Raw genomic sequence first — 12,553 nt, forward strand, 5'->3', positions numbered from 1 at the left:
AAACCACCATGCGCGTCGCGCTCTATCAATGCCCGCCACTGCCGCTGGACATCGCCGGCAACCTGATCCGCCTGCAACACCAGGCGCAAGCGGCGGTGCTGCAAGGCGCGCAATTGCTGGTCTGCCCCGAGATGTTCCTGACCGGCTACAACATCGGCAGCGAAGCGGTGGTGAAACTCGCCCAGCCGCGTGACGGCCTGGCGGCAGCTCAAGTGGCAGCCATCGCCCAAAGTGCCGGGATCGCCATTGTGTATGGCTATCCCGAACGGGGTGCCGACGACCAGGTGTACAACGCCGTGCAACTGATCGATGCCCGTGGTCATAGCCTGTGCAATTACCGCAAGACGCACCTGTTCGGCGAGCTGGATAAAGCCATGTTCGTGGCGGGTAAAGACGACTTTCCGGTGGTCGAGCTGAACGGTTGGCGGCTGGGCCTGCTGATCTGCTACGACGTGGAGTTTCCCGAAAACGCGCGGCGTCTGGCACTGGCCGGTGCCGAGTTGATTCTGGTCCCAACCGCCAACATGGCGCCTTATGATTTTGTCTGCGAAGTCACGGTCCGCGCGCGAGCTTTCGAGAACCAGTGTTATCTGGTCTACGCCAACTACTGCGGCAGCGAAGGCGACATTCACTACTGCGGGCTGAGCAGCATTTGCGCGCCGGACGGCAGCCGCGCGGCCTTGGCGCAACGGGACGAAACGCTGACGGTCGGCACACTGGATCACGGGCTGCTGGCCGAGTCCCGAGCGCTCAATACCTATTTCAATGATCGACGACCGGCGCTGTACGAGGCGTTGCGCAAACCCTGACCGCTCACGGTCAACGCGAGTTATCCGCTAGCATGGCGTCCTGTCACCAACGCCTTTCGGAAGCGGTCATGCCTGTGCTGAATTCCCCTGACACCGAGCGACTCACGCTGGGCAACGGCTTGAACGTGGTGCTGTGTCACGCACCCAGGCTCAGGCGAGCGGCGGCATCGATACGGGTAGCGGCGGGTAGCCATGACGTCCCGGCCCGATGGCCAGGCCTGGCACACTTCCTGGAACATCTGTTTTTCCTTGGCACCTTGCGCTTTGCCGGTGAGCAGAACCTGATGGCATTCGTGCAGCGCCACGGCGGGCAAATCAATGCCAGCACCCGCGAACGCACCACCGATTTCTTCTTTGAACTGCCGACAGCGGTGTTTGCCGATGGCGTCGAGCGCCTGTGCGACATGCTCGCTCACCCGCGCATGGACCCGGCCGAGCAGTTGCGTGAGCGCGAAGTGCTGCATGCCGAGTTCATCGCCTGGAGCCGCGACGCTGAAGCGCGTGATCACGCAGCCTTGCTGGCGCCGGTCAACGCGCAGCATCCGCTTCGAGGTTTTCATGCGGGTAACCGCTATAGCCTGGCGGTGCCCAATCCGGCATTTCAGCAGGCACTGAACGACTTTTATCGCCGTTTCTATCAGGCCGGACAGATGACCTTGTGCCTGAGCGGGCCACAGCCCCTGGCTGAGTTACGGGAACTGGCTCAACAGCAGGGTGCGTTGTTCTTTGCCGGGAGACCAATTGCCAGACACGCGCCTGCGCCGTTGCTTTCCGCGTGTCTGGATGAGCCTTCTCGCCAGCAAACTGGCCCCTGCGCAAGTCAGCGTCGCTTTCATCTGCTGTTCGCCTGCGAAAGCCTGCCGTCAAAAGCCGAAGAAGCCGTGGCGTTTATATGTCACTGGCTCAATACCCCGAAACCCGGAGGGTTGATTGCCGAACTGGTCGACAGAGGCCTGATCCGCTCACTGAAGGCCGCGTCGGTGTACCAGTTCGACGGCCAGTTGCTGTTGGATATCGATCTTCAAGGCACCGCCCCAGGCGAGCAAAGCGCCGTCGCTCAGTTGTTCTTCAGCTGGCTGGCGTTCTTCAAGGAGCAATGGCCGGCGTTGGTCGCCGAGTTCGATGCCGTGCAGCAGCGTCGGTTGCAGACCAGCGGCGCGCTGGAGCTGGCGCATCATTATTCGCGCGACCTGCCTGGCGTATTGAGCCACGAGGGCGGCGTGGCGCTTGAAGCGTTGATCGCCCAGTTGACGCCCGCCTCCTTGCTCACCCGCCACGCACTCCAAGGCTATGCAGGTACGCCTGTGAATTGGCAGCTCCCGCCACCCAACCCGTTCCTGCAATCGGCACCCTGCGCCACGTTATTCCCGAGCCCGGCTGATTCAGTGGTTTTCCATCGCGCCCTGCCGACACCCGGCGATGAAGCGGCGATTTATCTACGCTGGCAATTGCGAGAACCCCAACCGCACGTGTGGCGGCTGATCAATGAGGGCTTGCTGGCGATAGCCGAAGATGCCCGGCAAGCCGGAACTAGCCTGTCCTTCAGCGCTTACGGCCCTTACTGGGAAATCAAGCTGACCGGCATTCGCCAGCCGATGGCCGCCATCCTCGAGCATGCCTTACGCCACATGGCACAGGCCGACGCATCGTCCCAGGCCCGATCCCAGACCGCCGACAACGAGCCGCCTCCAATACCGATCCGCCAGTTACTCAAGGTACTGCCCGATCGTTTCCTGGCGTCCCCGACCCTTTCTCAAGTGGAGGACTCGCCAGGGATCTGGACCGATGCTCGGTGGCTGGCGTTTGCCGTTGGTCTACCGCAGGCCGACGAACCCTCGATCAATGCTGTTTTGAGCCTGACGCCTGGCACTGTGCAGGCCGAGTCTTCGCGGTCTGTGAATCTGCAATCAGGCCGAGGCTGGTTCCACGAAGCCACAGATTCATCCGAGGACGCCGTGCTGGTGTTCTGCCCCACGCCACGTGCATCCATCGCAGACGAAGCCGCATGGCGCATGCTCGGTCACTTGCTGCAAGGCCCGTTTTATCAACGGTTACGCGTCGAACTGCAATTGGGTTACGCGGTGTTCAGCGGCTTGCGCCAGATCAGTGGGCGGACCGGCTTGCTGTTCGGGGTTCAGTCTCCTGCCTGCGGCACCGAGCAGTTGCTGCGGCATATCGAGACATTTATTGACGAGACTGCGCAGCAGGTAGCGGCCAGCGATCTGGCGACGCAAAAGCGCGCCTTGATCGCGCAGTTCGATCCGCTGGGCCTGCCGAACGAGCAATTGGCCGCGCTGCTTTGGCACGCGCATCTGGCGGGCCATGACGGCGACTATCTCTCGCATCTGGAGAGCGCGCTGGCAGCGCTGGATTACACGACATTGCTTGAAGCCGCTCGTAACCTGGCCGATGCGCGGGCCGGTTGGCTGATCCTGGCCAATCGCCCGGCACCCGGATCGTTACCTGAACGGTAACGGTCTTTCATGAAGATTCTGACACTACTGAATTGTTAAATTGAGTAACATAGCTCCCTAACCATCTGAACGTATTCCCGCGCGGATGCACTAAGATGATGTCACTCACCGTTGCAATCACATGAAGGAGTCTCCTATGTCGTGGACTAAACCTGCTTACACTGATCTGCGTATCGGCTTCGAAGTCACCATGTACTTCGCTAGCCGTTGATTACAACGCGCTGGAAAGCCTCGGTTCGCCGGGGCTTTTTTATTAGTGGCAAACAGAGAGCCTTCAGGAGCGCGCCGGCGTTCTGGTCGCAGATAGAACTTCAAGTCGTTAGGAAGCTGACATGTACATCCAGATTCTAGGTTCCGCCGCCGGCGGCGGTTTCCCGCAGTGGAACTGCAACTGCGTCAACTGCGCAGGTTTTCGTGACGGCAGCCTGCGGGCCACGGCGCGCACGCAATCGTCCATCGCGATCTCCGACGATGGCGTGAACTGGGTGCTGTGCAACGCGTCGCCGGACATCCGTGCCCAGCTGCAAGGCTTCGCCCCGATGCAACCGGGCCGCGCACTGCGAGACACCGGCATCAGCGCCATCGTGCTGATGGACAGCCAGATCGACCACACCACCGGCCTGCTCAGCCTGCGCGAGGGCTGCCCGCATGAAGTCTGGTGTACCGACATGGTCCACGAAGACCTGAGCACCGGCTTCCCGCTCTTCGAAATGCTCAAGCACTGGAACGGCGGCCTGAAATGGAACCGGATCGAGCTGCAAGGCAGCTTCACGATCCCGGCCTGCCCCAACCTGCGTTTCACGCCGTTCCCGCTGCGCAGCGCCGCGCCGCCCTATTCGCCGCACCGCTTCGATCCGCATCCGGGCGACAACATCGGCCTGATCGTCGAAGACACGCGCACCGGCGGCAAACTGTTCTATGCACCGGGCCTGGGCAAGGTCGATGACGCGCTGCTGGAGAAAATGCACGCGGCCGACTGCCTGCTGGTGGACGGCACGATGTGGGACGACGACGAAATGCAGCGGCGCGGCGTCGGCACCCGCACCGGTCGGGAGATGGGCCATATGGCTCAGAATGGGCCTGGCGGCATGCTGGAAGTGCTGCAGGCCTTCCCCGAGCAGCGCAAGGTGCTGATCCACATCAACAACACCAACCCGATTCTCGACGAAGACTCTCCAGAACGCGCCGAACTGGCCCGTCGCAACGTCGAAGTGGCGTTTGACGGCATGAGCATTGAGCTGTAGAGATCAACATCAGACAAGGAATCGATATGAGCGAAGTCACTGCGCTGTCCCCCGCCGAATTCGAGAAGGCTCTGCGCGCCAAAGGTGCCTATTACCACATTCATCACCCTTATCACGTGGCGATGTATGACGGTCGGGCGACACGCGAGCAGATCCAGGGCTGGGTCGCCAACCGCTTTTACTATCAGGTGAACATCCCGCTCAAGGACGCTGCGATCCTGGCCAACTGCCCGGACCGCGAAGTCCGTCGCGAGTGGATTCAGCGCCTGCTGGATCACGACGGAGCGCCCGGTGAAGACGGCGGCATCGAAGCCTGGCTGCGCCTTGGACAGGCCGTAGGGCTGGACCCTGACCAGATGCGCTCGCAAGAGCTGGTTCTGCCCGGCGTGCGCTTCGCCGTTGACGCCTATGTGAATTTCGCCCGCCGCGCCAATTGGCAGGAAGCGGCGAGCAGCTCATTGACCGAGCTGTTCGCACCGCAGATCCACCAGTCGCGCCTGGACAGCTGGCCCCGGCACTACCCCTGGATCGACCCGACCGGCTATGAATATTTCCGCACGCGCCTGGCGCAAGCCCGCCGCGATGTCGAACATGGCCTTGCGATCACGCTGGAGCACTACACTACATACGAGAGCCAGCAGCGGATGCTGGAAATCCTGCAGTTCAAGCTCGACATTTTGTGGAGCATGCTGGACGCCATGAGCATGGCCTACGAGCTGAACCGCCCGCCGTATCACAGCGTTACAGACCAACGGGTCTGGCATAAGGGGATTGTTCTATGAAGAAGTTCGATCGTCACCTCGTTCCTACCTGGCGCCAGGGCTATCGTTTTCAGTATGAAGATGCCCAGGACCGTTATGTGCTGCTCTATCCGGAAGGCATGATCCAGCTCAACCAGAGCGCCGGCTGGATCGGAAACCTGATCGATGGGCAACGTTCGATCGCACAGGTCATCGACACGCTGGAACAGATGATTCCCAACATTCCCGAACTGGGAACCGACGTCGACGATTTCATGAAAGTGGCCCACGAAAAGCACTGGATCAACCTTGACTGACCATGTATTGACGACACCCAACCCGCTGATGCCACCCAGGCCGGCAACCGGCCTGCCGTTGTGGCTGCTGGCCGAGCTGACTTACCGCTGCCCGCTGCAATGCCCGTATTGCTCCAATCCGTTGGACTTTGCCAAACAAGGGCAGGAGCTGACCACCGAGCAGTGGTTCAAGGTCATGCGCGAAGCCCGGCAAATGGGCGCGGCACAGATCGGTTTTTCCGGCGGCGAACCGCTGGTGCGCCAGGATCTGGCCGAGCTGATCGCCGAAGCCCGGCGCCTGGGCTTCTACACCAATCTGATCACCTCCGGCATCGGCCTGACCGAGCAGAAGATCATCGACTTCAAGAAGGCCGGGCTGGACCACATCCAGATCAGTTTTCAGGCCAGCGACGAGCAGGTGAACAACATGCTTGCCGGGTCGAAGAAAGCCTTCGCGCAAAAACTGGAAATGGCCCGGGCAGTCAAGAAGCACGGCTACCCGATGGTGCTCAACTTCGTGACCCACCGGCACAACATCGACCGCATCGACCGCATCATCGAGCTGTGCCTGGCGCTGGAAGCCGATTTTGTGGAGCTGGCGACGTGTCAGTTCTACGGCTGGGCGCACCTGAATCGGGTTGGCCTGCTGCCCACCAAGGACCAACTGGTGCGGGCCGAAGCGGTCACTAATCAGTACCGCGACAAACTCGCAGCCGAAGAACACCCGTGCAAGCTGATCTTCGTTACGCCCGATTATTACGAAGAGCGCCCCAAAGGTTGCATGAACGGCTGGGGCAGCATCTTCCTGACCGTCACGCCGGACGGCACCGCCCTGCCCTGTCATGGCGCCCGACAGCTGCCGATCCAGTTTCCCAACGTGCGTGAACACAGCATGCAGCACATCTGGTACGACTCGTTCGGCTTCAATCGCTTTCGTGGCTACGACTGGATGCCTGAGCCGTGCCGCTCATGTGACGAGAAGGAAAAGGACTTCGGCGGCTGCCGGTGCCAGGCGTTCATGTTGACCGGCGATGCCGCCAACGCGGACCCGGTGTGCAGCAAATCCCCGCATCACCAGATCATCACCCAAGCGCGCGACGAAGCAGAAACAGCCACCCAAACCATTGAGCAGTTGGCCTTCCGCAATGACCGAAATTCACGCCTCATCGCAAAATCCTCCTGAACCACTCACCGCGGCCCAAGCGGTCGCAGCCGGGGTCGACTTCGCCGAGCTGGACGTCAACTCCGCCGGCCTGTTCTGGAACGAATATCGCCCCGAAGACGGTGCATGCCGGATCTGGCACTGGTACGCCGGCCAGACGCACTGCCTGACGCCGGATGGTTTCAGCGTGCGCAGCCGGGTCTACGAATACGGCGGCGGCTCGTTCTGCCTGGCCGACGATGCGGTGGTATTCGTCAACGAAAGCGATCAGCAGTTGTATCGGCAAGCGCTGGATAACGGCGCGCCGGTGCAACTGACCCAGGGCGATTACCACTACGGCGGTGTGTTCTTTACCAACGGGCGGGTTCTGGCTGTCGAGGAAGACCACACGACTCATCGGCTGGTCGCCATCGACCTGGCCGATGGCCGGCGCACGCTGTTGGCCGAAGGCGCGGACTTCTATTCGTCACCCATCGTCAGCGCAGATGGCGGCCGCCTGGCCTGGATCGAATGGCAACGCCCGCACCAGCCCTGGACCAGCACTCGCTTGATGTGCGCGCAACGCCAGGACAATGGCCAGTGGTCGGCGCCGCGCTGTGTCGCGGGAGACGGCGCGGAAGAATCCTTGCAGCAGCCACGCTTCGACGCTCAAGGGCTGCTGTATTGCCTGACCGACCGTGACGGATTCTGGCAACCGTGGGGCGAAACCGATTCCGGCTTCTCTGCGCTGCCGACGGTCGCGGCTGACCACTCATCCGCCCCATGGCAATTGGGCAGTTGCACCTGGCTACCGGTCAGCGGCGGCTATCTTGCCAGTTGGTCGGAAAACGGTGTGGGCGTCCTGGGCTTGCGCCATCCGGACGGCACGGTCGAAGACTACACTGGCGATTACAGCCGCTTCCGCAGTCTGGCGCTGGACGAAGCGTTCATCTATTGCATCGCGGCATCTGCTGTCAGCACTTCGGCAGTGCTTGCCATTTCTCGCGCCGATCACAGCGTGCAGGTGTTGGCAGGTGGCGGTGCGCCGCTGCCGCCAGAACGCATCAGCCGTCCGCAGCCGCTGCGCTATCCCAGCGGCGATGCGCATGCCCACGGCTACTTCTACCCGGCGATGACCGGCGATGAAAAACCGCCGTTGGTGGTGTTCATCCACGGAGGTCCGACTTCGGCCTGTTACCCGGTGCTGGACCCGCGCATTCAGTTCTGGACCCAGCGCGGATTCGCGGTGGCCGACCTGAATTATCGAGGCAGCACCGGTTACGGTCGCCAATACCGGCAGAGTCTGCACCTGAACTGGGGTGTGGCGGACGTGGAAGACGCCTGCGCGGTGGTCACTCATCTGAGCGAGCGTGGCTTGATCGACGAGGACAAGGCCTTCATTCGCGGCGGCAGCGCCGGCGGTTACACCACACTGTGCGCACTGGCGTTTCAAGACGTCTTCCGCGCCGGTGCCAGCCTGTACGGCGTCAGCGACCCAATCGCGCTGGCCAAGGCGACTCACAAGTTCGAAGGGGATTACCTGGACTGGCTGATTGGCGATCCCGAGCGGGATGTTGAACGCTACAACGCCAGGACGCCTTTATTGCACGCCGACCGAATCAAGGTGCCGGTGGTGTTCTTTCAGGGCGAGCTGGATGCCGTCGTGGTGCCGGAACAGACCCGCGCCATGCTGGACGCTCTAGTCGAACGCGGCATCCCGGCGCAGGCGCATTTCTATCCAGGCGAACGCCATGGGTTCCGCAAGGCCAGCAATCAGGCCCACGCGCTTGAGACCGAGTGGCAGTTCTATTGCGACGTTCTCAAGTGAACGAGCCGCAAAGGCGCAATGTTATTGCCAGCAAGCCGGATCGCCACCCGCTGGCTCCTGCAGGCCGGCGCTGTATCCCTGCCTTGTAGGAGCCAGCATGCTGACAGCGCCGCCTCTACAACGCTGCGGCTGTCATTTTCGTGACACGATGATGTACACCGCGTGAATGATGCCCGGAATGTAGCCCAACAGGGTCAGCAGGATGTTCAGCCAGAATGCGCCGCCCAGGCCGACTTGCAGGAACACACCCAGCGGAGGCAGCAGGATGGCGAAGATGATGCGAATGATGTCCATGAGTAAGCTCCTGATTAATGGCTCTGAAAAGGCCAGACAGCTAATCGACCCTGCACGCTGGTGAGGGTTCCACTGCTTCTGGCATACAGCCATTACCGGAGGGGATAAAGCGCGGGGCAAGGCGTGCCGCAGCCGCATTGGCCGGGTGTGGTGTGGGCGTGCTCAGCCAACAGACGCGCACAAAGAAAACCCCGCCTAAGCGGGGTTTTCCAGACTGTTTCCCTGATTTCCCTTTCGTCCCGCCATCCTGGCAGGTATCCCTACGTGTCCCTGTTATGTATGTGCGCTTCCTGCGCTACGTCCATGTGAGTAGATTAACTTTGGATCCACTTTTGCGATAGAGGCCGATTTCCGGCTTCTCATGTAAGCAAATGCTTACAAATGGTTTTGATTAGAACTGCTCGGCATCCATCAGGTACAACGAGTCACTGCCGGCACGCACCGAAGCGTCCAGCGAATGTATCCGCGGCAACAATCTGGCGAAATAGAAGCGGGCCGTGCTCAGCTTGCTGGCATAGAACGTTTCCTGCGCTTCCTTGCCAACGGCTGCCTTGGCCATCATCGCCCACATGTAGGCGTAGGCCGTATAGCCGAACAGGTGCAGATATTCCACCGAGGCGGCGCCGATCTCATTGGGATTGGCCTTGGCACGATCCAGTATCCAGTGGGTCAGGTCGTCCAAGGTGTTCAGCGCTGCACCCAGCGGCCTGGTAAATTCCCCCAGCGTGGCATCCGCCGACGCGATGAACTGCCGGACCTCATCGGAAAACAACCGGTAGAACGCGCCGCCGGAACCGACAATCTTGCGCCCCACCAGGTCCAGAGCCTGAATACCGTTGGTGCCTTCGTAGATCTGGGTAATGCGCACATCGCGTACCAGTTGTTCCTGGCCCCATTCGCGAATATAGCCGTGGCCACCGAAGATCTGCTGCCCATGAAGGGTGGTTTCCAGGCCGATATCGGTCAGAAAGGCTTTGGCGACCGGCGTCAGTAACGCCACCAGATCATCGGCGCGCTTGCGTGCGACATCGTCATCGCTGAACTTGGCAATATCCAGTTGCAACGCCACGTAGCTGGAGAACGCTCGCCCGCCCTCGTTGAATGCCTTCATGGTCAGCAACATGCGCCGCACGTCGGGGTGAACGATGATCGGATCGGCAACCTTGTCGGCGTGCTGCGCGCCGGTCGGCGCACGGCTTTGCAGGCGGTCACGGGCATAGTCGACGGCGTTCTGATAGGACCGCACACCGGACGCCAGCCCCTGGATGCCGACACCCAGGCGTTCGTAGTTCATCATGGTGAACATCGCCGCCAGGCCTTTATTGGGCTCGCCGATCAAATAGCCGATGGCGGCATCGAAGTTCATCACGCAGGTGGCGGACGCCTGAATACCCATCTTGTGCTCGATCGAGCCGCAACTGACCGCGTTGCGCTCACCCAGGCTGCCGTCATCGGCCACCATGAACTTGGGCACCAGGAACAGCGAAATGCCTTTGGGCCCGGCGGGCGCATCCGGCAGTTTCGCCAACACCAGATGAATGATGTTTTCGGTCAGGTCATGCTCGCCGCCAGTGATGAAGATCTTGCTGCCGGTGATTGCGTAGGCGCCGTCCGCCTGAGGCTCGGCCCTGGTCCGGATGATCCCCAGATCGGTGCCGGCATGGGCCTCGGTCAGGCACATCGAGCCGCACCAGGTGCCCGCATACATGTTCGGCAGGTACTTGGCCTTGAGCGCTTCGGTGGCGTGGGTATTGATCGATACGCAGGCGCCGGACGTCAGCATCGGGTACAGGCCAAACGCAAGACTGGCCGAGTTGAGCATTTCTTCGACCTGCGCCGACACCACCTTGGGCATGCCCATGCCGCCGAACTCGGGATTGCCACCCACACCGACCCAGCCGCCTTCGGCGTAGGTGCGATAAGCCTCGGGAAAACCTGCCGGTGTGGTCACGACCGTGTCGTTCCAGTGGCAGCCTTCTTCGTCGCCATTGCGACTCAGCGGGGCGATGCCTTTGCCGGTCACTTTACCGGCTTCCTCAAGAATGGCTTCGACCGTCTCCGCATCGACGGTATCGGCCAGCTCCGGCAGCTGTGCCCAGAGTTTCGAGACCTCGAAGACTTCATTGAGAACGAAGCGCATATCACGCAGCGGCGCTTGATAATCGGCCATGGCAAACCTCACGAACGGGAGCAGCAGACTGGGGGAAAGCTGATTCGGCGCACCGAATGGCGTCAATCAGGAATCGATGCACCCGAGTCTAACCGAACACCATTTCAGAGACATAGGGTCGTGTCATGACCATACAGTCAAGGCGGGTCATGCAGACGAATGGCCTGGATTCGCGCTTAACGCGACAGGAAACGGGGAGTGACAGACGATAGAAAACGGCTTCAGAACGGAGCCGTCATTCAACTCAGCGCTTCGGCGGTGCGCACGGCGCCGCGCTTGTTTAGCTGGCCGTGGGCAATCACACAGTTACGCCCGGCGCCCTTGGCGGCATACAACGCCTGGTCGGCCGCCTTGAGCACTTCTTCGGGTGTGCGGTGTTCCGGCTGACGCTCAGCGACGCCGATGCTCACGGTGACCGAGACGCTGCTGGCGTGGGCAGCGCCGCGACGCTGACGACCTTGCTGGTCATCCTGCGGGCGAGCGTCCTTGTTGCGCAGCAGAATCTCGTAATTGGCGATCATCTCGCGAATCGCTTCGAGATGCGGCAGACACTCCTCGATCGTCTTGCCGGCAAACACGATGGCGAACTCTTCACCGCCATAGCGATACGCCTTGCCGCCGCCGCTGGTAATGCGTGCCAGCTTGCTGGCGACCAACCGCAACACCTGGTCACCGACGTCATGCCCGTGGGTGTCGTTGAATTTCTTGAAATGGTCTACGTCACTCATGGCCAGCACATAATTGCGCCCTAGGCGCTGCATCCGTTCGTTGAGCGCCCGCCGTCCTGGAAGGCCGGTCAGCTCGTCGCGGAACGCCATCTGATACGCCTCGTGCGCGACGGCTGCGGCAATCATCAGCATCACCTGGCTGCAGATGATGTTCAGCGTAAAGGGCAGGATGAAAGTCTTGGGCAATGCCCAGAACAGTCCGATCAAGCCCACCAGCTGTGCCGCATGCAACGGCCGTGGTTTTTCCAGGTATTGCCAGATCAGCACCACGAAGGACAGGAAGAACATGGCATACGACAGCTGAACCAGCGTCATCCACGACCCGTGCAACGCGGGCCAGCGGATATCGGCAAGCCAGCCTTGGACCTGCACCGGATAGCTTTGCTCCAGCCCCAGTGCCACGCCGCCCACCGCCGCAAGTACCGCAAGGCGAGCGATCAGGTCCTGGAACAGATGCGTGCGTTCCTCCCAGGCTGCGTAAAGTCCGAACATGACCGGCAGCAGCAGACAGACCAAGTGGAAGACCACTGCGGCATCTTCCCTGACTGTCCCGTTGTCACGGTAGAAATCGGTTTGGGTATCCAGCAGGAAATACGCCACGTAGACCGTGAGCATCAGAAACAGCTCGCGCTGACGCCGATACACACCGCAATAAGCGCCGCCCAACAGCAGGACCAGCGTCGGCAGAACGTTGAACAGCGAGGTGAAGAAGACACTCAAGTCCCTGACATAGGCAGCCGCAAGCCCGGCAAACAGCAATGCCAAAGAGGGCAGAAAGTGGCTGATTCGTGCAGCGGACAAACGAAGCAAGGGAAACGTCTCCTACTCG

The 12,553-nt window shown here is 61.1% G+C and carries 11 protein-coding genes; 8 read left to right on the plus strand and 3 right to left on the minus strand.

Translation table 11 applies throughout. The features are described from left to right. The first annotated feature begins 8 nt into the window (after positions 1–8). The 8 genes from EGJ27_RS20090 to EGJ27_RS20125 all read left to right on the plus strand — a co-directional run bounded on the left by EGJ27_RS20090 (position 9) and on the right by EGJ27_RS20125 (position 8,532). Positions 9–809 (plus strand): carbon-nitrogen hydrolase family protein, encoded by an 801-nt coding sequence (locus EGJ27_RS20090; RefSeq protein ID WP_125832495.1) that lies wholly within the window; start codon positions 9–11, stop codon positions 807–809. A gap of 68 nt (positions 810–877) precedes the next feature. Further along, complete coding sequence (gene pqqF / locus EGJ27_RS20095) at positions 878–3,283, plus strand: pyrroloquinoline quinone biosynthesis protein PqqF (protein WP_125832496.1); 2,406 nt, start codon at positions 878–880, stop codon at positions 3,281–3,283. Positions 3,284–3,419: 136 nt separating this feature from the next. Next, a complete protein-coding gene (pqqA, locus tag EGJ27_RS20100) occupies positions 3,420–3,494 on the plus strand; it encodes a pyrroloquinoline quinone precursor peptide PqqA (RefSeq protein WP_003422658.1) in 75 nt (24 codons plus the stop codon). A 121-nt stretch (positions 3,495–3,615) separates the two neighbouring features. After that, positions 3,616–4,527: a pyrroloquinoline quinone biosynthesis protein PqqB gene (gene pqqB, locus EGJ27_RS20105; RefSeq protein WP_125832497.1), complete on the plus strand. Its 912-nt coding sequence runs from the start codon at positions 3,616–3,618 to the stop codon at positions 4,525–4,527. A gap of 26 nt (positions 4,528–4,553) precedes the next feature. After that, entirely contained in the window at positions 4,554–5,309 is a 756-nt protein-coding gene (gene pqqC / locus EGJ27_RS20110) for a pyrroloquinoline-quinone synthase PqqC (RefSeq protein WP_125832498.1), read from the plus strand. Then, positions 5,306–5,584, plus strand: a complete 279-nt coding sequence (gene pqqD, locus EGJ27_RS20115) for a pyrroloquinoline quinone biosynthesis peptide chaperone PqqD (protein ID WP_125832499.1) — start codon at positions 5,306–5,308, stop codon at positions 5,582–5,584. Before pqqC ends, pqqD begins: the two co-directional genes overlap by 4 nt. A 28-nt stretch (positions 5,585–5,612) precedes the next feature. Continuing rightward, on the plus strand, positions 5,613–6,746 hold the full coding sequence (pqqE, locus tag EGJ27_RS20120) for a pyrroloquinoline quinone biosynthesis protein PqqE (protein WP_125832705.1): 1,134 nt from the start codon (positions 5,613–5,615) through the stop codon (positions 6,744–6,746). Further along, positions 6,709–8,532 carry a S9 family peptidase gene (locus EGJ27_RS20125; RefSeq protein WP_125832500.1) on the plus strand — a complete coding sequence of 608 codons (1,824 nt, stop codon included), beginning with the start codon at positions 6,709–6,711 and terminating at the stop codon, positions 8,530–8,532. Before pqqE ends, EGJ27_RS20125 begins: the two co-directional genes overlap by 38 nt. A 132-nt stretch (positions 8,533–8,664) precedes the next feature. Here the strand turns inward: EGJ27_RS20125 and EGJ27_RS20130 are convergent, their stop codons facing one another. From EGJ27_RS20130 to EGJ27_RS20140, 3 genes are all read right to left on the minus strand, one after another. Beyond that, complete coding sequence (locus EGJ27_RS20130; protein WP_125832501.1) at positions 8,665–8,826, minus strand: YqaE/Pmp3 family membrane protein; 162 nt, start codon at positions 8,824–8,826, stop codon at positions 8,665–8,667. A 391-nt stretch (positions 8,827–9,217) separates the two neighbouring features. Further along, positions 9,218–10,996 carry an acyl-CoA dehydrogenase C-terminal domain-containing protein gene (locus EGJ27_RS20135; protein WP_125832502.1) on the minus strand — a complete coding sequence of 593 codons (1,779 nt, stop codon included), beginning with the start codon at positions 10,994–10,996 and terminating at the stop codon, positions 9,218–9,220. Positions 10,997–11,235: 239 nt separating this feature from the next. Beyond that, positions 11,236–12,534 (minus strand): diguanylate cyclase, encoded by a 1,299-nt coding sequence (locus tag EGJ27_RS20140; RefSeq protein ID WP_125832503.1) that lies wholly within the window; start codon positions 12,532–12,534, stop codon positions 11,236–11,238. Positions 12,535–12,553: the final 19 nt, after the last annotated feature.

Origin of the sequence: Pseudomonas sp. v388, from assembly GCF_003935425.1 — a bacterium.
GTDB lineage: Bacteria > Pseudomonadota > Gammaproteobacteria > Pseudomonadales > Pseudomonadaceae > Aquipseudomonas.

What these genes read in the sequence shown, in the direction of transcription:
- EGJ27_RS20135 (WP_125832502.1), bottom strand. Translation starts at nt 10,996, where the DNA reads ATGGCCGATTATCAAGCGCCGCTGCGTGATATGCGCTTCGTTCTCAAT.
- pqqF (WP_125832496.1), top strand. Translation starts at nt 878, where the DNA reads ATGCCTGTGCTGAATTCCCCTGACACCGAGCGACTCACGCTGGGCAAC.
- EGJ27_RS20090 (WP_125832495.1), top strand. Translation starts at nt 9, where the DNA reads ATGCGCGTCGCGCTCTATCAATGCCCGCCACTGCCGCTGGACATCGCC.
- pqqC (WP_125832498.1), top strand. Translation starts at nt 4,554, where the DNA reads ATGAGCGAAGTCACTGCGCTGTCCCCCGCCGAATTCGAGAAGGCTCTG.
- pqqE (WP_125832705.1), top strand. Translation starts at nt 5,613, where the DNA reads ATGCCACCCAGGCCGGCAACCGGCCTGCCGTTGTGGCTGCTGGCCGAG.
- pqqB (WP_125832497.1), top strand. Translation starts at nt 3,616, where the DNA reads ATGTACATCCAGATTCTAGGTTCCGCCGCCGGCGGCGGTTTCCCGCAG.
- EGJ27_RS20130 (WP_125832501.1), bottom strand. Translation starts at nt 8,826, where the DNA reads ATGGACATCATTCGCATCATCTTCGCCATCCTGCTGCCTCCGCTGGGT.
- pqqD (WP_125832499.1), top strand. Translation starts at nt 5,306, where the DNA reads ATGAAGAAGTTCGATCGTCACCTCGTTCCTACCTGGCGCCAGGGCTAT.
- EGJ27_RS20125 (WP_125832500.1), top strand. Translation starts at nt 6,709, where the DNA reads ATGACCGAAATTCACGCCTCATCGCAAAATCCTCCTGAACCACTCACC.